Raw genomic sequence first — 19,647 nt, forward strand, 5'->3', positions numbered from 1 at the left:
CGGGATACCCGCGCTCGGCCAGCCGCTCCAGCAGCTCCGTCTTCCCCGAGCCGGTATAGCCGTTGATCACATAGCATGGCGGCAGCGCGGTGAAGCTTTCGAGCGTTTCCACGACCCACTTTCGGTAAGCGCGGAAGCCGCCGGCGAGGCGCAGCATCCGCAGCCCCATCAGCGAAGCCAGCGTCGCCGACGTCCGGCTTCGCATGCCGCCGCGCCAGCAGAAGACGACCTTGCGCGGACCGTCCGCCCCGCCGATCGCCCGCACGAAATCCGGCAGCTTGCGTGAGACGAGCTCAAGCCCTTTATCCTTCGCCGCATCGACGCTTTCCTGCTTGTACAGCGTTCCAACAGCGGCCCGCTCCTCATCGTCGAACAGCGGAATGTTGATGCTGCCCGGAATCGTTGCCTCCTCGAACTCGGACGGAGAACGGACGTCGATCAGGGAAACCTCTCCCTTGCGCTGAAGCTCGAGCAGCTCCTCCACGGTAATATCCTGAAACATATCGTTGACAGCTCCTTTGAAGTGGTCCTGCGATTGCCTGTTAACGGCTACTCGTTCACAACGGTAATGTGTCCGGGCTGCCCGGCGGTAACCTCGCCGATCATATGCGCGTCGACGCCCGCCTCCCGCAGCTTGCCGAGCAGCTCGTCCGCTCCGGCCGGTTCGACGGAAATCAGCAAGCCGCCGGATGTGACCGCGTCGCACAGAATCCATTGATCGATCTGATCGATGCGCTCATCGAACGTGACCGAGCCCTCCAGATGGGCGTAGTTGTTCTTCGTCCCGCCCGGCACGAAGCCCGCTTCCGCCAGCTCGCGCACCCGCGGCAGCACCGGCACCCTGGACTTCGAGAGCCGAATGCCCGCTCTGCTGCCCTTGGCCATCTCCGAGGCGTGCCCGAGCAGGCCGAAGCCGGTGACGTCGGTGCAGGCGTGCACCCCGTAAGGCTCCATCGTCTCGGCCGCCGTCTTGTTCAGCGTGGTCATGACGCGCGTCACCTGCGCGACCTCTTCCGCGCTCAATTGGTCCTTCTTGATGGAGGTCGTGAGAATGCCGACGCCGATCGGCTTGGTGAGAATAAGCTTATCCCCCGGCTGTGCGCCGGCATTCGTCCGCACCTTCGCCGGATGGACCAGCCCGGTTACCGCCAGCCCAAACTTCGGCTCTTTATCGTCGATGGAATGTCCGCCGACGAGCGTGGCGCCGGCCTCCTTCACCTTATCGGCTGCGCCGCGCAAAATATCGGCCAGCACCTGCTTGTCGAGCGTATGAATTGGAAAAGCGACGATATTCAACACCGTCAGCGGTTTGCCGCCCATCGCGTAAATATCGCTGATCGCATTCGCGGCGGCCACCTGGCCGAAATCGTACGGATCGTCGACGATCGGCGTGAAGAAATCGACCGTCTGCACAAGGGCCAGCTCGTCATTCAGTTTAAACACGCCGGCGTCGTCGCTCGTATCGAGCCCGACGAGCAGATCCGGGTTGGGCTCCGCCGGAGGCAGGCTGCGCAGCACCTGCGCCAGATCGGCCGGCCCGATTTTGCAGCCGCAGCCCCCCTTGCTCGACAGGCTGGTCAATTTGATTTTCGCGGTTTCAGACATCTTCCTCATTCCTTCCTTTCTTTCCTTCAACGGTTATCGTTTCGCCGCCATCCTCTTCGTCAGGCGGATATATGGCGCGCAGCTCCGCCTCGCCCAGCTCGTCCGGCGGACCGTCGAATGTGATCCGTCCGTCTGTCAGGCCGATAATGCGGGTCGCATATGCGCGGGCCATCGCCACATCGTGCAGGTTAAGCACGACGGTCACGCCCCGCTCCCGGTACAGTCCGGCGATGAATGTCATGATCCGTGCGGCCGTCACCGCGTCGAGGCTCGATATCGGCTCATCCCCGAGCAGCAGCGCGGGCTGCTGCATGACGACGCGCGCAATGGCGACGCGCTGCTTCTGCCCGCCGCTTAAATCGTCGACGCGTCTGCCGGCGTATGCCTCAAGGCCGACCTCGCGCAGCGCCGCCATCGCCCGCGCCTTGTCCTCGTTCGAGAAAGCGCCGGTCAGGCTGCGCCAGCGAGGCATGTCGGCGAACCGGCCTGCGGCCACGTTCGTCAGCACGGTAAGCCGCGGCAATAGATTGAAATGCTGGAACACCATGCCGATCTCGCCGCGGATGCCGCGCAGCTCCCGCGCGTTCATCCCCGTAATCGCGCGGCCGTTCCAGACGATCTCGCCGGCGTCGGGCTCGACCAGCCGATTGATGCAGCGGACCAGCGTCGATTTGCCGGCCCCGCTGCGGCCGAGCACGGCCACGAACTGCCCCGTCTCGACCTGCAGATCAATCCGGTCGAGCGCCGGCTTCAGCTCTCCCTTATAGGTTTTGCTAATCGCCTTCAGCTTCAGCAGCTCACTTCACCCGCTTTCGGATCAGCGCGCCGAGGTAGTCGACGCCCGTTACCATCGCCATGATGAGAAGAACCTCGAACGTCACCTTCTCATAGGCAAACATTTTGAAATCATTAAACAGCATTTGGCCGATGCCTCCCGCCCCCACGATGCCGAGAATCAGGCTGGTCCGGATCGCCACCTCAAGCCGGTAAAAATAGTGGGACAGCACAAGCGGGGCCATCTGCGGAACGATGCCGTACAGCGCGACGTGCAGCCTCGTCCCACCGACGGCCTTGACCGCGTCCTGCGGCCCTTCGTCGGTCGCCTCGATCACCTCGGACAGCAGTTTGCCGAACACGCCCACGTTGTGGATAATAAGACCCATGACTGCGGGCATCGGTCCGAGGCCCAGGGTCGGTATGAACACAAGCGCCAGCACAAGCTCGGGTATCGAGCGCGTAAAATTGAACAAGGCGCGGGTAGCGTCGTAAATCCAGCGCGCCGGCGCCCAATTCCGGGCGGCGAAAAAACTTCCCGGCACGGCGATGACGAGCGCGGCAAGCGTGCTGAACACGGCGATTTCCAGCGTGCCCCGCATCGCTTCGAGCGCGATCCGCCAGTCGGACGCATCAACGGGAAACCAGTGATCGGCGATAAAGCGTACGGTGTTGCCCAGGTCGCGGAAGGAAGAAGGCGTCATGCCGACTCCCGATCCCGACCACCAAAGCAGGACAACCACCGCCGCCGCGACAACCATTTTTTTCATCGCCGTTACTGCCCAGGCTTCAAACGCCCGTCCTCTATGGCCGCTTGCCGGATTGCCGCATAGTCCTCGTCGCTCGCTTCCGTGAAGCCGCTGGCGCCGCCGAACGCGCTGAGAATGTCGGGATCCGTTATTCCCTTCATCGCTTCCCGGATGGTTGCAATCTCTTCATCGGAGAAGGTGTCCACCACGGCCCACGGATATTGGAAAAGCGCCTCCGACTGCCAAATCGTCTTGATCTTCCTTCCGTCCACTTTGCCCTGCTTCACTAAACTATTGTAATAGGCGCTGTCAATCGCCCCCACATCCTGCTGCCCGTTCTGCACCGCAAGCGCCGTAGCCGTATGGTCGCCCGTATAAGTAACGCTTTTGAATTTGTGTTCCTGTTGGGACTTGAAGACGTCCGCCTTCTTAAGCGCAATGCCCGGGATCAGACTGCCGGACGTCGAGTTGATATCCCCGAATGCGAACCGGATGTCGCCGGATTGCGCCACCACATCCTCGATTGAGGCGTAGGGGGAGTCCGCAGGCGCGATGAGATAAGAATAATAGTAAGGCTTTCCTTCGATAAGCTGCGTGACGACCGCTTGAACGCCGTAGCGCTCATGTGCCTCCACATACGTCAGCGGCCCAAGATAGGCCATTTGCACCTTGCCGGCGCCCATTGCTTCCACAACGCCGTTGTAATCCGGATATACTTCCGCCCTCGCCTTCCTGCCAAGCTTCTCCGCCAATATGGCTGCCAGCTTGTCCGCCCCCAGCTTCATTTCATTGCTTCCCTGCGCGGGAATGACGCCGATCAGGATTTCCTCCTGCCGCTGCGCGTTGTCCCCTGTCCGATTCGCTGCCGTGCCCGGTTCCGGCTTATTCGCATTGCCGCAAGCCGTCACGAGCAGGCCCAAGATCAGCAGACATGTTAATACCGAAAAGGATTGTCGTTTTCGGAACATTCCGGCCTCTCCCCCTGTCAAGTTATCATTCAGTTCAATAATTGAGATTAACACAGTTTCGACCGAAAAAAAAGAAAACGCCGCATACCGTACTCCACCTCGGCACAGCTGTCAGGGTTCGGACAGATGAAAATATGTTTTTGACAAATTACGACATATTCTATTATGATAGGTTATAACTATATACCTATGGCAAACTCGTCCGAAAGGCGGGGACGCAAAACCACAGGTCTTCCGCCGATTCGGCGATGATGGCTGGGCTGCATGCAGAGAACACATCCTTTCGGTTGTGTTTTTTTTGTGTGTATCATCATTTATACCAAAGCGGGGTCGTTATGTTTATTAAAGGCAAAAACCCATCTGCATCCTTCACTTCCGTTGGTTATCTGATCCTGTTGATTGCGCTGGCGTGTATCGGAAATGCTGTTAAGGTTTCGTTGTTTTTTGGCGTGGACCTGCTGTTCGGCAGCGTTTTCGTCCTGTTGATTTTAAGACTATACGGATTCAAATGGGGGTTAATCGCATCCATTCTGGCAAGCAGCGTAACCATTTTTCTATGGAATCATCCTTACGGCATGATTGCTTTCATTCTGGAAACGGTATTTATCGGTGCTTTTTACCGAGGGAAGATTGGCAATAGCATTCTCTTGACCGCGCTGTACTGGATGATTCTCGGCACGCCTTTGATCTGGTTCGGCTACCATGTCAGGATGGACATGAATACGACGGCGACGATATTGGTCATTCTGAAGGACGCAGTCAACGGCATATTCAATGCATGGATGGCAACCCTTCTGTACACTTATTTCCCTTCACCCGCTTGGCCGGGTGCGCAAGCCAGAAAATCGAAGCGCCATTTTTACGACATTCTTTTTATGATCTTCACCGGTTTAATTATTTTTCCGCTGCTGGTCGTTACCGTCATATTCGGATGGCAGGAGTATCATAAGACCGACCGGGAGATTCGGGATACGATCGAACGCCAATCCGAAATCATCCGCAACGATATCGTCGGCTGGAGAATAACCCATCTGCAGGCCATCGAACAATTAGCGGTGATAGCTTCCGGGGAACAATCGAACGACCGGGCCTTGCTGCAGAAACTTACCGCCAATCTGAAGCGGGTGTTTCCTGATTTTCGCAATATCTATATTGCCGACGCTGCAGGCACGACCATCGCTTTCGATCCTATTCAGAACGAGGAGGGCCTGTCAAATTTGGGTTTGAATTATGCCGACCGATCTTACTTTAAACAGTCCAAAAGCAGCCTCCGGCCCGTCATAACCGACGTTTTTTGGGGAAGGGGCGGCGTTTCCGAACCGATCGTCAGTATTACAGCTCCGATCGTCGACGGCGGCCGTTTCAAGGGCATCGTATCCGGCGCATTGAATCTTCGCTACATCAAAAACCGAATCGAAACACTCACCCAAAATGACCGGATGGACATTACGATCGTCGACCGCAACCGGCAGGTCATCGCAAGCACGCGCAACGGCCTTCACGCCATGCAGCCTTATGATTGGAAGCAAGGCGGAGACATATACGAATTAGCCGACGGCCTCTACCAATGGTTCCCGGATAACGTCAAAAACCCGATGACCCTCTGGGGGAAATCAGGTTACGTCAAGCTTATCGACTTGTCGGCTGACGGGAGCCGGGATTGGACCATTGTGGTCGAATCCAAGGTAGCGCCTTATCGGGACGCCCTGTACAGCTCTTATATAAAAATCCTGAGCGTTCTGCTGCTGTTCGGACTGATTGCGATCGCCGCGGCGATCCTGCTCAGCCGGCTCATCATACGTCCGATCTCCGGTCTGGCGGATGCGACGACCGATCTGCCCGGCAAAATTGCCGATAACAAGCCTTTTAATTGGCCTGAAACCTTGTTCCACGAAATTTCCGTACTGACCGCCAACTTCAAGAGCATGTCGGAAAAGCTCAAAACAATGTTCGCCGAAATTCGGCATCTCGCTTATTACGACAGCTTGACCGGCCTGCCTAACCGAGTTTTGTTCAATCAGGAGCTGGAGCACGTGCTGGAACAGTCAAGCCGGGAAAACTACCGATCGGCCGTCCTTTTCATCGATCTGGACCGGTTTAAAGTGGTGAACGATACGCTCGGCCACCGACAGGGCGACCGACTATTACAGCAAGTCGCTTTGCGGCTGCAAAGCTGCATCGGGCCGAAGGACATTCTTTCCCGCATGGGCGGCGATGAATTCACGGCCGTAATCCCGCAGACGAACCGTGAGCAAATGACCCTTGCCGCGCAAAAAATACTCGACGCGTTCATCCTGCCGTTCGATCAGGACGGTCATGAAATGTTCATTACGCCAAGCATCGGCATCAGCCTGTATCCCGACGACGGCCGGGAGCAGCAGGAACTGATCAAACGCGCCGACCAGGCGATGTACGCCGCCAAGGAAAAGGGCAAAAACATGTATCACTTTTTCACAGCGGAAATGTCCGCATCGTCCTCCAATAAAATGGTGCTCGATACGATGCTGCATAAGGCGTTGGAACATGACGAATTCGAGCTGCATTACCAGCCGAAAATGAATCTGAGAACAAACTCCTTCACAGGTTTGGAGACGCTGATTCGCTGGAGGCATCCGCAGCGGGGCTGGATTTCTCCTGCGGAGTTCATACCGGTCGCCGAAGAAACGGGCATGATCAACCCGATCGGAGAATGGGTATTGCGTACGGCCTGCGCCCAAAATAAAGCCTGGCAGAATGCCGGCTACACGCCTTTTGCCGTATCGGTGAATCTATCCGTGCGCCAGCTCCGGGAGCAAAACCTGCTTGAGCTCGTACCGCAAATTCTGAAGGAAACCGGGCTGAAGCCGCAATACCTGGAACTGGAAATTACCGAGAACCTGAGCATGCACAATATGGACTATGCTTTAAGCATTCTGCACAAGCTCAAAAAGCTGGGTGTCAAAATCGCCATGGACGACTTCGGCACCGGCTATTCTTCGCTGAGCTATCTGAAGAAATTTCCGATCGATCATCTGAAAATCGATCAATCGTTCATTCGGGATATTCAATCCGAGGATGACTTGCCGATTGTGAACGCGATCATATCGATGGCGCACAGTCTCGGCATGATCGTCATAGCGGAGGGAGTGGAAACGGATGTGCAGGCCCAACTGCTGCACGAAATGAAATGCGATGAAATCCAGGGCTATCTGGTTAGCCGGCCGCTTCCGGCCGAGCACATCGAAAAGCTTTTCACCGCCAAGGATTGGCATACGAGCTCGGCGTAACCGGGCTGGGCTTTTATACAAGGAACAACGGCTCCGGGCGATCTCGGCGTTCATCCGGCAAATCTATCGTGATGCTACGGATCGTTTCCGATCTGGATGAATAACGGGGAGGCCTCGCCGTACTGCCACGCAAGCCGGGGGGGAGCGCGGCGGGTTGGTCCGCGACGTCTTATCAGCACAAACAGGAAAACCATAGGCGACCTTGATTAAAATACCGAGAGAAATTCCTGTTGCATAGCGACTTGCCGCGGCGCTTCGCCGGGGCACATCGCCGGGGACACATCGCCGGGGACACATCGCCGGGGACACATCGCCGAGGCGCTTCGTCGCTGGGGCGCCTTTGAGCCTTACTTATTTAGGTCTTGCCCACTGCTATATTTAGATTTATAGCTGTATTTTCGCATCAAATACCTGGCATTTTCCCAATCATTATACTATAATATGGATAAAAACGACGAAGAACGTCCCTTTCTACTCCGAATTGTGATCCCATGCGGGTCACGGTTCAGACGAGCGGCGAGGGGCGTTTTCTTATTTTTCGCAGAGGGTGAAACAAAATAACATTTGAACAAGCGCATGCGTCATTTATTCAGCATCATCTAGCGAGCAGGTCAGGAGAACAGTGCCCGATTGGCGGGGAAGATCGTATTTTGACAGACTTTGCCTGGCTGCCGGGTTTCGTGAAAATACTGATTGAGATCAAAGGCTACGCCGCACATGTCCGGGAGATGGATGTATCTGCTCATCATCCGTGTTAATCCATCACAAACTTCCTGGTTTTCTCCTGCAGCGTCTCCGACAGCTCCGTCAGGGCGAGCGCCGAGGCCGCCGTCTCTGCCATGGAGGCCATCTGCTCCTCAGCGGCCGCCGCTACCTGCCGCGCCATCTCGAGGTTGGCCGTCGACACGCGCGCAACCTCTTCGATCGTTGCGAGGATTTGCTCCGAACCGGCGGACACCTGCTCGGAAGCGGCCGATACATCCTCGATTTGCGCGGATGTCGTATGCATGGCATCTCTGATCAGCTTGAAGGTGTCGCCGGTTTGCATAAGCAGCTCCCGCCCGTTATTCACCTCATGCAGGCTGGTCCGGATCGAGCTGACGATATCGGTCGTGCTGCCTTGAATTTGTCCAATCAGCAAGGATACCTTGCCGGTCGATTCCTGGGTCATCGACGCCAGCTTCTTCACCTCGCCGGCGACTACCGCAAACCCTCTGCCATGCTCGCCAGCGCGGGCGGCCTCAATCGATGCGTTGAGCGCCAGAAGATTGGTTTGCTCGGATATTTCCGCAATCAATCGGACGATCTGGCCAATCTCTCCCGCCTGGCGTCCAAGCTCGTCGACCTGCCCGGCCGACAGCTGAACGGTCCGCTGGATGCCGTCCATTTGTTCAACGGTCCGCTGCATGGAGTCGTAGCCGTTCTCCACATGCCCCATCGTCTCCCCGGCAATATCCGCCACCTGGCCCGCCGACTCAGCGATCCGCTGGATGCCGACCGTAATTTCATTCATTGATCTTACGCATTCCTCGGTGCTTCTCGTCTGGGTATCCGTTCCGGTCGACACGGCCTCAATCGAGCCCGCAATCTGGCGCGCCGCGCCGGATGTTTGCTCAGCGCTTGCCGTCAGCTCCTCGGAGCTGGCCGCAACCTGTTCGACCGAAGCCTGCAACTGATAAATAAGGTCATGCAGCTGCGACCGCATCCCCTCAAAAGAAACCGCCAATTCCCCGATCTCGTCACGGTTGCGGATGACGATATCGGACTTCCTCAAATCGCCATCGGCGATGCGCTTGGCCAGCGAGGTCAGCCGGCCGATCGGCTTGGACAGATGACGTGCGATCAGGATGCCCAGCATAGCCGCCGCGACCACGGAGATGATGCTAACCGCCAGAATTGTCGCATTGATTGCTTTCACAAGCGTCCGGTTCTCGGATAAGCCTTCATCCATCAGCTGCTGCTGGTCGGAGGCGAGCTTATCCGCAATCGCCGACATCTCTCTGCCCAGCGGAAAAAGATCCGAATACGCAGCGGATTTCGCGTTCAACAGCGAGGGCATCCCGAAAACTTCCGCGCTTTGCGCCAGATATGCCTTATTCAAATCAGCCAATATGGCCAACCGCTTCTTACGTTCCTCAAGTCTGACCATGCCCTGCGCAGCCTGTATTTTATCCGCGACTATGGCGTTGGAGTCGAAAACCTGCTGCTTCGCTTCCTCGTCCCCGGTCAGCAAGTAATCCTTTACACTGTTGTTTTGCTGGATCGCTTGCGCCTGAATCGTTTTCATTTCCGACAGGATCGCCGCTCTTCGCTGCAACAGATCATCATAGGATGCCGTCAGCCGCGATAGCGAGATTAACGCCGCGGCGCTTCCGGCCAGCAGCAGCAGAACGACGATTCCGAAGCTGCCGTTAAGCTTTTTGCTGATGTTCAACTTCACTTTAACGCTTGCCGGTAACTTGTGCTTCATGCTCCACCTCATCGTGCACACACTCCAATTGTCGTCTTACCACACAGAAAAGCCTCCCGAAAAAGGAGGCCTGCGGTCTCTTTTCGGCAGCTGGCTGGCATAACGCTTCACCGCGTGTTAGCCCCTATAGCTTTGCGGCCCTTCCTTTCGGCAGGTGTGCCTTTACCTGTGCGATAGGTAGTCGTATGACCTGCGGCTTCCGCCGCCAATGCTAACAATGCAGACTTCCAGTATAGTCCAACTGAACCAAAAAAACAATCACCATTCGCTTGCAACCTCCGCCTGCAGCGAGTCGGCATCGCGCGCAGGACAACTGGTTTGGCCGCATTCGGTTCGGGTAACAAAAGTAGCCCACAGCCTCGCTTCTCGACAAAAAAAACTCTTTTACGCACCACAGTTTGACAACCTTTTCAGCGATTCTCGTATATCGTTGTACAAAAAGAATAGGAGAAGAACTATGCAAATCAAAAAAAAATCAGACATCGAACTGATCTTGGACAGCTTTCCCGGGATTGCGAATTGGGATGAAGAGCGCGAGAAGCACTACCTTGTTTTTGAGGACCGCAAACGCGGCGGCCAGTGGACCCTGATGCGCTATGGAGACGGTCAATTCAGCCTTCATGGGCGCGGAGAAGATTACATAGACGGGGATGAAATGATGTTTGAAGATCGCGATGCCGTCGCGTCGTTCTTGTGGGACAACCGCTCCGCCTACAACGCTGCCGTTAAACAGCTTGTTCAAGTGTAGCAACACGAGCAAATAACCACGCCGCAGTGGCGTGGTTATTGGCTGTCCAGCGTAATTAGCGCGATTGCGCAGCGACGACCGGAAACCATCCCGGCGTATGCATGATGGCTTGCCATAACGGATCGGGCACGACCAGACGATGCTGATCCTCAGCGCTTAATGTGGTTCTGATATCCGCCTCTTGCCCGTTCCACACTTTCTCGACCCAATCGGGCTCCACAATGATCTCGCGACCAAGCGCGATCAGCTCCACTCCGGACTGCAGTGCCTCCAAGGCTTCCTGCGCGGTATGGATCGAACCGACGCCGATGAGCGGTACTCTACCGGCGATGCGTTCCCGGATCCATTGAATGCGGGTTTTGCTGTCGTCTGCCCCTCGTCTTGGCTTCGACCAGAATTCCATGAGGGAAACATGCAAATAATCGAGCTGCTGCTCGGCCAGCGCGTCAACCAATCTTAACGTATCGTCCATCGTGATGCCCGGCGTTTCCTGTTCCTCCGGAGAAAACCGGTAGCCAATCAGAAACGGCCGGTTCGCATGCTCTGCCGCAACGCGCTTCACTTCATCCACTACAGCAAGCGGGAAGGCCAGACGCCGCTCCAGATCCCCTCCCCACCGGTCATCCCTCCGGTTCGAATGCGGAGAGAAAAACTGTTGAATCAGGTAGCCGTTCGCGCCGTGTATCTCAACGCCATCATAGCCCGCTTCAATTGCCCGCCTCGTCGCTTCGCCGAAGTCGCGGATAATCGACTCGATTTCCGCATCGGCAAGCGGTCGTGGAACGGCGCGGTCGTGTTGCTCCGACAACACCGCGCTTGCGCTCACCACATCGCCATCCGGAACCAGGTCCGGCGGACACTCGCCGCCTCCGTGAAAAATTTGCAGAACGGCCTTCGCTCCTCTATCCTTGATGGCGGACGCCAATCGTGCCAGACTTGGAATCATTTCGTCGCGGTCCGCGCCGAACTCGCCGGGAAATCCTTTGCCGTTGCGGGTTACATACGTACACGCGGTAATGACCATAGCGACTCCGCCGGACCTGCGTACATAGTAGTCCACCTCGGCATCCGTTACCGTACCGTCCTCATTGGAGGAGAAATTGGTCATCGGCGCCATGACGATCCGGTTTCTGAGCTGAACGTTTCCGCCCAGGGTCATTGGATTGAATAATGGTTGATAGTTGGCATTCATTCGCTTCATCACTCTCCGATTTCCTTGTTGTTCGGCAATCCCGCATTATTATTACCTGCAGTCACCCTATTAACCAGCCAAAAACTGTAACCTGTTTTGATACATTTATGTCGTAAAAAATGGACGCTCCGCCGCGTCCGGCTCGCCGTCCTTTTCGACAACATACTGCAATAATAGTAGTTACAGTTTATCTTGTCAAGCTGGTATTAGGGGGGGTCCTGTTATATCATTCTCTCGCAAGGCTGAATCAAATTAGATGGAGGAAATCCCGTAATTCAGTCCTAGTAGAGAGAAACACGACAAAAGAGTCGACTGGCCCCCCCACTCAGCCAATATAACAGCCCGATCGCCAAGGATAGCGAACAAAAGGGGGCGGCAGTCTGATTTTCGTTGTACGAGCTTCCGTTCACTCCCCGCTCCCCCGCCCCCTGTCCGACCAAGCTTTGAACAATCTTCCACCATATCGTACATTTTATCCACCTGACCATCCACTTCCCGCCACGCATCGCTAGTGATTATTCAGATGAATCCGATAGAACGCTTTGCGGTATTCGGTAGGCGTCATGCTTTCGTATTTCTTGAACAGCCGCATAAAATACTTCTCATCGTGGATGCCGACCCCCTCCGCGATATCCCGGATGCTTCTGGTCCCTCTCGTCAGCATTTCCTTCGCTTTCGATATTTTCATCAGGTTGATGTATTCCTGCAGATTAAAGCCCGTTTTCTGCTTGAAAAACCGCGAAAGATAATTCCGGTTGTACGTAAAATGCTCCGCCACATCCGATGCCGAAATGTCGGTCAGGGCATGGATGCGGACCCATTCGATGATCTCCGCGATATTCCGATCACCCTGCGGCTTGCCGGGCGAGTTCTGATAATCGCCGATCATCTGATCCGACAGCTCGATCAGCAGCAGGGTCGCGATGTAATGAGCGGCTTGCCGCGTATAATAGTTGGACATTCCGATATGCTGCAGCTGCTGAAAAAGAATATTCGCACGCTCGATGCCTGCCGGGGCGTAAAACACGGGCAAATACACATCCGAGCAGCGCTTCGGCGAATCCGGCTCTTTCAATGCGGCCAGCTCCTTATCCAGCCCCTCTTCATCCAGGATGCCGTACGTATCGCTCACGAGAAAGTGAAACCAGAAAAAGGACACGCCCTCCTCGCACGGCCGGTACCCTTCATGGGTCACCCCCGGAAGCAGCACGAGCACGTCTCCCGACCTGACCTCATATTTCTCCTCACCCTGTGAAATATACAGGCATTTCTCGATGCCAATGATGATTTCGAACGAATCCACGCTGCGTTTGCTGTGCGTCCACGGCACATCCGAATAAAATTGCCCGCAGGACAAAAACTCGATCGGCTTCTCGATATTCGCTCGCAAATATTGCACGGCCGCCCCTCCGTTTCATCAAGACTATTCGAACATCCGCTAGATTTATTGGTCACTTTTGTCCACCTTATATTGGTTCGGGACTACTTACATCCCCATTTCGGGATGTTATGATTATTTTTGCAAGCGTTTGCAAATGGTTGATCACACCCGAGACAAACTGACAGCTTCATTCTACTACGAGGAGGGTCTGTATGGTAAAAAAGACGAAGACGTTACTGTTTCTTCTGATTTGTACCTTGGTCGTATCGGCATGCTCAAGCGGCGGCGGGACAAGCGGTGCCGGAGATGCGTCACCGCACATGTTATCCTGATGCTCGGGGCCATCACCATGATCATCCCGTTCATCTGGACGATCAGCACCTCATTGAAGCAGCTCAGCGAGGTGTTCGTTTTCCCTCCCCGGCTTCTGGGCGAGAAAATCATGTGGGAAAATTACTTGCGCATTTCCGACCGGTTTCCGTTCGATACGTACTTCCTGAACAGTCTGAAAATCACCGTGATCGTCGTGATCGCGCAGCTGCTTACGAGCTCGATGGCCGGCTACGTTTTTGCCCGCCTCCGCTTCAAGTACCGCGATCTGCTGTTCGGCTGCTATCTCGCCACGATGATGATTCCCGCGCAGGTGACGCTCATTCCGAACTTCATCATCATGCGCAATTACAATCTGATTGACACGCATTGGTCGCTCATTCTTCCGGCGCTGGTATCGGCCTTCGGCACATTCCTGCTGCGCCAGTTTTTCCTCACCATTCCCGGTTCGCTGGAGGAGGCTGCCAAAATCGACGGCTGCTCGCCGTTCGGCGTCTATTGGCGGGTGTTCGTGCCCCTCTCCAAGCCGGCTATGGCCACGCTCGGCGTGTTCGTATTCATGGGTATGTGGAATGAATTTCTGGCGCCGCTCATTTACATCAACACGCAGGCAAAAATGACGCTTCCCCTGGGACTCGCTTCCATGCAGGGCCTGTACGGGACCGATTGGCCCGTGCTGATGGCAAGCACCGTATTGTCCATTGCCCCGCTTATCGTTATATTTCTGCTCGCGCAGGACTTCTTCATCAAAGGTGTCACGCTCTCCGGTTTGAAGGGCGAATAACATGAGACGAAAGGACAAGTGAACATGAGCAAATTGGAGAAGCGCACACAGCCGCTGAAAGCCGTAGCACTGAAGCAGGTATCGATTCAGGACGCCTTCTGGTCCTCCCGCGAGAAAAATGTTATTGAGACGGTCGTTCCGTATCAATGGCAGGCGCTGAACGACGAAATCCCCGGCGCGGAGCCGAGCCATACGATCGAGAATTTCCGTCTCGCCGCAGGGGAAGCCGAAGGCGACTATTACGGCATGGTGTTCCAGGACAGCGATCTGGGCAAATGGCTGGAGACGGTCGGCTTCGTCCTCTGCCGGCGCCGCGACCCGCAGCTCGAACAAATTGCGGATGAAGTGATCGACCTGCTCGAGCGCGCGCAGCAGCCGGACGGATATCTGAACACCTATTATACGGTCAAGGAGCCAGGCAAGCGCTGGTCGAACCTGCGGGACAATCATGAGCTCTACTGCGCCGGGCATTTGATGGAGGCCGCCGTGGCTTATTTCGAAGCGACCGGCAAGCGCAAGTTTCTCGATATTATGAGCCGGTATGCGGATTATATCGGAACCGTCTTCGGCGGCGAGCCCGGCCAGAAACGCGGCTACGACGGCCATCCCGAAGTCGAACTGGCGCTCGTGAAGCTGTATCAGGCAACCGGCGAACGCAAATATCTGGAGCTCAGCCAATTTTTTGTGGAGGAACGCGGTCAGCAGCCGCATTTCTTCGACCTTGAAGCGGCCGAGCGGAACGAGCGGCCGCCTGCGGGCAGAAAAAACAAAAAGCGCGAATACGACTATTTCCAGGCGCATCTTCCCGTTCGGGAGCAAACGACGGCCGAAGGCCACGCCGTCCGCGCCGTGTACTTATACAGCGCGATGGCCGATCTTGCGGTGGAAGGCGGCGACACCGCCCTGCTGGAGGCTTGCCGGAAGCTGTGGAACGACGTGGTCCGCACCAAAATGTACGTCACCGGCGGCATCGGGTCCTCCGAATACGAGGAGCGCTTCACCGTTCCGTTCGACCTGCCGAACGACCGCGCCTACACGGAAACCTGCGCGGCCATCGGCTTGATGTTCTGGGCGCAGCGCATGCTTCAGATCGAGAAGCGGCGCGAATACGCCGATGTGATGGAGCTGGCTTTGTACAACGGCGTGCTGAGTGGCATTTCGCTGGACGGCAAGAGCTATTTCTATGTGAATCCGCTGGAGGTGTGGCCGTCGACCGCGAACTTCCGCCATGACATGTCGACCGTCAAGGTGACCCGCCAGCCCTGGTTCGGCTGCGCTTGCTGCCCGCCGAACATCGCGCGTCTGATCGCCTCGCTCGGCCAATATATTTATTCCGCCAACCCGGCGGAGCGCGAGCTTTACGTTCACCTATATATCGGCAGCAAGCTCGAGCTGGATATCGAAGGCCAGGCGGTGCAGGTCACCCAGCAGTCGAATTACCCGTGGAACGGCGAGGTCTCACTAGACGTAAAGGTGCCGCAGCCCGCCGAGTTCACGATTGCGGTCCGCATTCCCGGCTGGTGCAACGGCGCTTCTGTCAGCGTGAACGGCCAGCATGTCGACGTTGCGGATCAGGAAGGCGGCTACGTGAAAATCCGCCGGACATGGGAAACGGGCGACCGGGTCGAATTGTCGCTGGATATGCCGGTGGAGCTCGTGCGCGCCCATCCGAACGTCCGGGAGAATGCCGGCAAAGTGGCACTGCAGCGCGGTCCGGTCGTTTTCTGCCTCGAAGAGGAGGACAACGGCGCGAACCTGCAGGATATCGTCCTGCCGGAGGGCGCCAAATTCGACGTTCACTTCGACGAGCACAAGTTCGGCGGCGTATCGATCCTGACGGGCAGCGGTTTGCGCAGCGAGGTGCCGGCCGAAGACAAGCACCGGCTTTATGCGACGCACGGCTGGAGCAAGGTGCCTGCGCCGATCACGGCCATCCCGTACTTTGCCTGGAGCAACCGGACGCCCGGAGAAATGACCGTTTGGATTCGTTCTAACGGATAGAAGGTGTCGGCTCGATAGGTATTACATTTCCGATGCTCAGATGCCATGGTACGTCTAGGTTTTCGGGCTTAACCTACTCATAAATCGTAAACTCATGCTAGGGGTTATGGATTTTAACATGGATGATGCAGCTAATCAATCAAAGTCATACCTTTGCTCGCGGAACGGATCTCCATACATATGATACCCGTTCCGCTCCCAGAAGCCGGGCTTGTCGGCAGCCATGAATTCGATGCCGCGGAGCCATTTGGCGCTTTTCCAGAAATACAGATGCGGCACGACCATGCGGACGGGATAGCCGTGCTCCGGCGTCAGCAACTCACCGTTGTGCCGGATGCCGAGGAACGACGTCTCGCGCAGGAAATCTTCCAGCGGCAGGTTCGTCGTCCACCCCTGCTCGGCGTGGAGCATGACGTACTTGGCTTCCGACTTCAGCTTCACCTTATCCATGATCGCTGAAACCGGCACGCCCTCCCAGACATTGTCCAACTTCGACCACGTCGTAACGCAGTGAATATCGTTGGCGAACGCCTGCACCGGAAGCTCCATGAACTCCGAATACGAGATGCGCGCCTCCTCCTCGACAAGTCCGAAAATGCGTAAATCCCATTTGCTCATATCCCTGTAATAGACGACGTCACCATAGTGGAGCACCGGAAACCCATCGGTAACCCGCTGCCCCGGCGGCACCCGGTCGGGACGGGAGCTAAAAGGGTTTTCGATAACGCTGTCACTCATCCTGAAATAACCTCCTTCGATTGGCTTCCCGTGCCCTTGCGTTTCTTCGAGCGGGTAAGCACGAACGGCCCTACTCCCAATGCCAGCACCAGAAGAGCCGCGCCTGTAAACAAGGATACCCCATAGCTTTGCAGCCAAAACGCGCCGCCCTTGATCTGCTCATACAGCGCGCCGCCCACCATTGGGCCGATAAAGCCGGCGAGGCCCGTCACCCCGGCGAAAATGCCGATATACATCGGCCGGTCAGCCTTGGGCGTATCGCCGATCAGAAAATTAAACGTCAGCAGATTGTAGCCGCCCTGGCCTATGCCGAGCGCAACGTGCACGAGGATCAGAACGAGCAGGACAGGCAGCGCCTCCAACCCGACCCACAGCACACAGGATAAAGCCAGCAGCGGCAGACTCCAGAGCAGCAGCGTAATCGTCTCGAAACGCGCGTTGAGATTGCCCCAATAATAGTAGCTGACCATCATCACGATCATTTGCACGGCGGTTACGAGGGTCACTTGGAACTTGCTGATGTGCAGCAGCTCAAGCATGACGAACGAGAACAGCGGCACGGCGATGTTCAGGAGCAATATAAACAGCGCGATAAAAGCGGTTGCCATCATAAACGCGCGGTCCTTGAGCGGCTTGAAAAATTGACCTATGCCTCCAGGCTCCGCGGACTTCTCGAACGGCGGGTTCGGATAGCGGAAAATCTCGATCGCGTTCCACACGGCCGCCGCGCCGGCGATCGCGTACAGGATTACAAAGCCGTAACGCTCCGAAGGCGCCGATTCCAGAATCTGCCCGGCCACGAGCAGGCTCAATCCGGCGAAGGCAAAATGTATCGTGTTCCGGATTCCGAAATACCGCCCCCGGACTTGCGCAGGCACCATGTCCGAGATCATCGAGGACCAGACAACTCCTCCAACGGAAGCGTTAAGGAAAGAGAACAGAAACAGTGCGATAAAGACCGGCACCTGCAGCCGGTCGGGCATCAGAAACGGAATCGCCCCGGTCGCTACCCATGTCGAACGGTGGAGGGTGCCCAGCAGCGCCATCCAGAACTTGCGATTTTCCATCCGCTGCATCAGGAAGGCAGCGGCGATCTGGACGATATTGGCGAGCGGCGGAATGGCGAGCACCAGGCCGATCTGCTGAGACGTTGCGCCCAGGAACAATAAATAAGCGGTTAGAATCGGCCCACCTAGCATGTTGCCGACCAGCGTCGCCGGAATGCCTTCCCAGACGGCGAGCCGAAGCGCTTTGCGCTGTTCGGAACCGGCGCCTTTCCTGGAGCGGGACCGTTTGAAGTGTTGCACGAAAACCATACGATGTTCTCCTCACGGTATCGGTAATGCTATCAAGTGCCGGGGTTGATGTCCTGGCGCAGCACGAATTCCGCCAGTGTTCGCGTCATCACGCCGGTCGCGCCCTTCGCTTCCCAGCCTCTTTCCTTATCCAGCCACGCCGTGCCCCCGATGTCCAGATGAACCCAAGGCAGCGACTCGTTAAAAGCGCCAATGAACAGCCCGCCGGTAATGGTCCCGCCATGCCGTCCGCCGCTGTTTTTCAGGTCGGCCGCATCGCTTTCGATCAGCTTGTTGTATTCCGGGAACGACGGCAGCGGCCAGATGCGCTCGCCGGTCACCTGCCCGGCAAGTACGACCTCCTGCATCAGGGTGTCGTCGTTCGTAACGGCGCCTGTTGCGACGTTCCCCAATGCGACCATAACGGCGCCTGTCAAGGTAGCGACGTCGATCAGCCGGGTCGCACCGCGCCGGATCGCCGTGGTCAAGCCGTCCGCCAATACGAGGCGGCCTTCCGCATCCGTATTCACGACCTCGACCGTGCGTCCGCTCATCGTAGTCAACACGTCGCCCGGCTTGATGGCCCGGTCGGAGGGCATATTTTCCGCTGCGGGAACAACGGCCACGACATTGACCTTAGGCTTCAGCTCGGCGATGATCCGCATCGCGCCGAGCACCGCAGCCGCGCCGCCCATATCTGAAATCATTTCCTCCATGCCGTCCGCCCGCTTCAGCGAAATGCCGCCCGTATCGAACGTGATCCCTTTGCCGATCAATCCGATTTTCTCTTGATCGTCCGGCGCGCCTTCATAATGGACCACGATCATCCGCGGCGGATTGACACTGCCTTGCCCGACGCCGAGCAGCCCGCCCATCCCCTGCTCGGCTGCCGTCCACTCATCCATCACCTCGATATCGAGCCCTAAGCCGTTCGCAAGCTGCTCCGCTTCCATCGCCAGCATCTCCGGCGTCAGCATGTTGCCGGGCAGGTTGGTCAGGTCCCGCGCGAAGCACGTCGCTTGCCCGAATACGACCCCGCGCCGCATCCCTTTCTCCCACTCGGATAACGTTGCGGACGGCAGACCGCTGCCTTCCGTATCCGGAACCGCGAAGGTGACGGCTATCTCGGTCTCCTCCGCCGTTTCCTTCCTGTTCGCCTTGCGGGAATGGAGGCCGAGCAGCAGCCCTTCCGTCAATGCTTGCGCGGCTTGCGCCGTCCTGCATTCCGGGATGCCGGCAAATACGTAACCGTCAACCAATACGGCCATGCTGCCCGCCTTCAGCTTTCTCACGGCGCGGGCGGCCGCCGCGCCGGCTTTACGCAGCGTCTCCGCCGTATGGCTGCC

15 protein-coding genes and 2 riboswitches are annotated in these 19,647 nt (G+C 56.8%); of the genes, 4 read left to right on the top strand and 11 right to left on the bottom strand.

Annotated features, from left to right (window positions below; all coding sequences use genetic code 11):
• The 5 genes from BG52_RS05905 to phnD all read right to left on the bottom strand — a co-directional run.
• Nucleotides 1–502, bottom strand: a 502-nt coding sequence (locus BG52_RS05905) for a rhodanese-like domain-containing protein (protein WP_036666969.1), incomplete at its 3' end; no start/stop codon positions are given.
• Between the two features lie 47 nt (nt 503–549).
• Nucleotides 550–1,605 carry a selenide, water dikinase SelD gene (gene selD, locus BG52_RS05910; protein ID WP_036583550.1) on the bottom strand — a complete coding sequence of 352 codons (1,056 nt, stop codon included), beginning with the start codon at nt 1,603–1,605 and terminating at the stop codon, nt 550–552.
• A complete protein-coding gene (gene phnC / locus BG52_RS05915; RefSeq protein WP_144340744.1) occupies nt 1,598–2,401 on the bottom strand; it encodes a phosphonate ABC transporter ATP-binding protein in 804 nt (267 codons plus the stop codon). Before phnC ends, selD begins: the two co-directional genes overlap by 8 nt.
• Before the next feature lies 1 nt (nt 2,402).
• On the bottom strand, nt 2,403–3,149 hold the full coding sequence (gene phnE / locus BG52_RS05920; RefSeq protein WP_036583552.1) for a phosphonate ABC transporter, permease protein PhnE: 747 nt from the start codon (nt 3,147–3,149) through the stop codon (nt 2,403–2,405).
• A 5-nt stretch (nt 3,150–3,154) separates the two neighbouring features.
• Nucleotides 3,155–4,096, bottom strand: coding sequence for a phosphate/phosphite/phosphonate ABC transporter substrate-binding protein (gene phnD / locus BG52_RS05925; protein WP_036583554.1), 942 nt, complete (start codon nt 4,094–4,096; stop codon nt 3,155–3,157).
• 181 nt (nt 4,097–4,277) lie between these two features.
• A riboswitch (cyclic di-GMP riboswitch) is annotated at nt 4,278–4,364 on the top strand.
• A 67-nt stretch (nt 4,365–4,431) separates the two neighbouring features.
• Here phnD and BG52_RS14815 point away from each other — a divergent pair.
• Nucleotides 4,432–7,362: an EAL domain-containing protein gene (locus BG52_RS14815; RefSeq protein WP_051587815.1), complete on the top strand. Its 2,931-nt coding sequence runs from the start codon at nt 4,432–4,434 to the stop codon at nt 7,360–7,362.
• Between the two features lie 754 nt (nt 7,363–8,116).
• Here BG52_RS14815 and BG52_RS05935 read toward each other — a convergent pair.
• Entirely contained in the window at nt 8,117–9,832 is a 1,716-nt protein-coding gene (locus tag BG52_RS05935) for a methyl-accepting chemotaxis protein (protein WP_036583557.1), read from the bottom strand.
• A gap of 82 nt (nt 9,833–9,914) precedes the next feature.
• Nucleotides 9,915–10,003: riboswitch (cyclic di-GMP riboswitch) on the bottom strand.
• A 286-nt stretch (nt 10,004–10,289) separates the two neighbouring features.
• Here BG52_RS05935 and BG52_RS05940 point away from each other — a divergent pair.
• Nucleotides 10,290–10,580: a hypothetical protein gene (locus tag BG52_RS05940; protein WP_036583559.1), complete on the top strand. Its 291-nt coding sequence runs from the start codon at nt 10,290–10,292 to the stop codon at nt 10,578–10,580.
• A gap of 55 nt (nt 10,581–10,635) precedes the next feature.
• Here the strand turns inward: BG52_RS05940 and BG52_RS05945 are convergent, their stop codons facing one another.
• The gene (locus tag BG52_RS05945) at nt 10,636–11,772 is read right to left on the bottom strand and encodes an NADH-dependent flavin oxidoreductase (protein WP_036583713.1); all 1,137 of its coding nucleotides are present in this window, start codon (nt 11,770–11,772) and stop codon (nt 10,636–10,638) included.
• Between the two features lie 508 nt (nt 11,773–12,280).
• On the bottom strand, nt 12,281–13,171 hold the full coding sequence (locus tag BG52_RS05950; RefSeq protein WP_036583563.1) for a helix-turn-helix domain-containing protein: 891 nt from the start codon (nt 13,169–13,171) through the stop codon (nt 12,281–12,283).
• Nucleotides 13,172–13,307: 136 nt separating this feature from the next.
• Between BG52_RS05950 and BG52_RS05955 the strand changes: the two genes are divergently transcribed.
• Together BG52_RS05955 and BG52_RS05960 are read left to right on the top strand one after the other, a co-directional pair.
• A complete protein-coding gene (locus tag BG52_RS05955) occupies nt 13,308–14,267 on the top strand; it encodes a carbohydrate ABC transporter permease (protein ID WP_223298928.1) in 960 nt (319 codons plus the stop codon).
• A gap of 24 nt (nt 14,268–14,291) precedes the next feature.
• Nucleotides 14,292–16,268, top strand: coding sequence for a glycoside hydrolase family 127 protein (locus BG52_RS05960; RefSeq protein WP_036583565.1), 1,977 nt, complete (start codon nt 14,292–14,294; stop codon nt 16,266–16,268).
• 135 nt (nt 16,269–16,403) lie between these two features.
• Here the strand turns inward: BG52_RS05960 and BG52_RS05965 are convergent, their stop codons facing one another.
• From BG52_RS05965 to BG52_RS05975, 3 genes are all read right to left on the bottom strand, one after another.
• Nucleotides 16,404–17,006, bottom strand: coding sequence for a sulfite oxidase-like oxidoreductase (locus BG52_RS05965; protein ID WP_036583567.1), 603 nt, complete (start codon nt 17,004–17,006; stop codon nt 16,404–16,406).
• Nucleotides 17,003–18,322: an MFS transporter gene (locus BG52_RS05970; RefSeq protein ID WP_144340745.1), complete on the bottom strand. Its 1,320-nt coding sequence runs from the start codon at nt 18,320–18,322 to the stop codon at nt 17,003–17,005. The genes BG52_RS05965 and BG52_RS05970 overlap by 4 nt, the downstream gene beginning before the upstream one ends.
• 32 nt (nt 18,323–18,354) lie before the next feature.
• A partial coding sequence (locus tag BG52_RS05975; RefSeq protein ID WP_081793627.1) for a leucyl aminopeptidase occupies nt 18,355–19,647 on the bottom strand: 1,293 nt, incomplete at its 5' end.

The sequence above is a fragment of the Paenibacillus darwinianus genome (assembly GCF_000598065.1).
Classification (GTDB): domain Bacteria; phylum Bacillota; class Bacilli; order Paenibacillales; family Paenibacillaceae; genus Paenibacillus_I; species Paenibacillus_I darwinianus.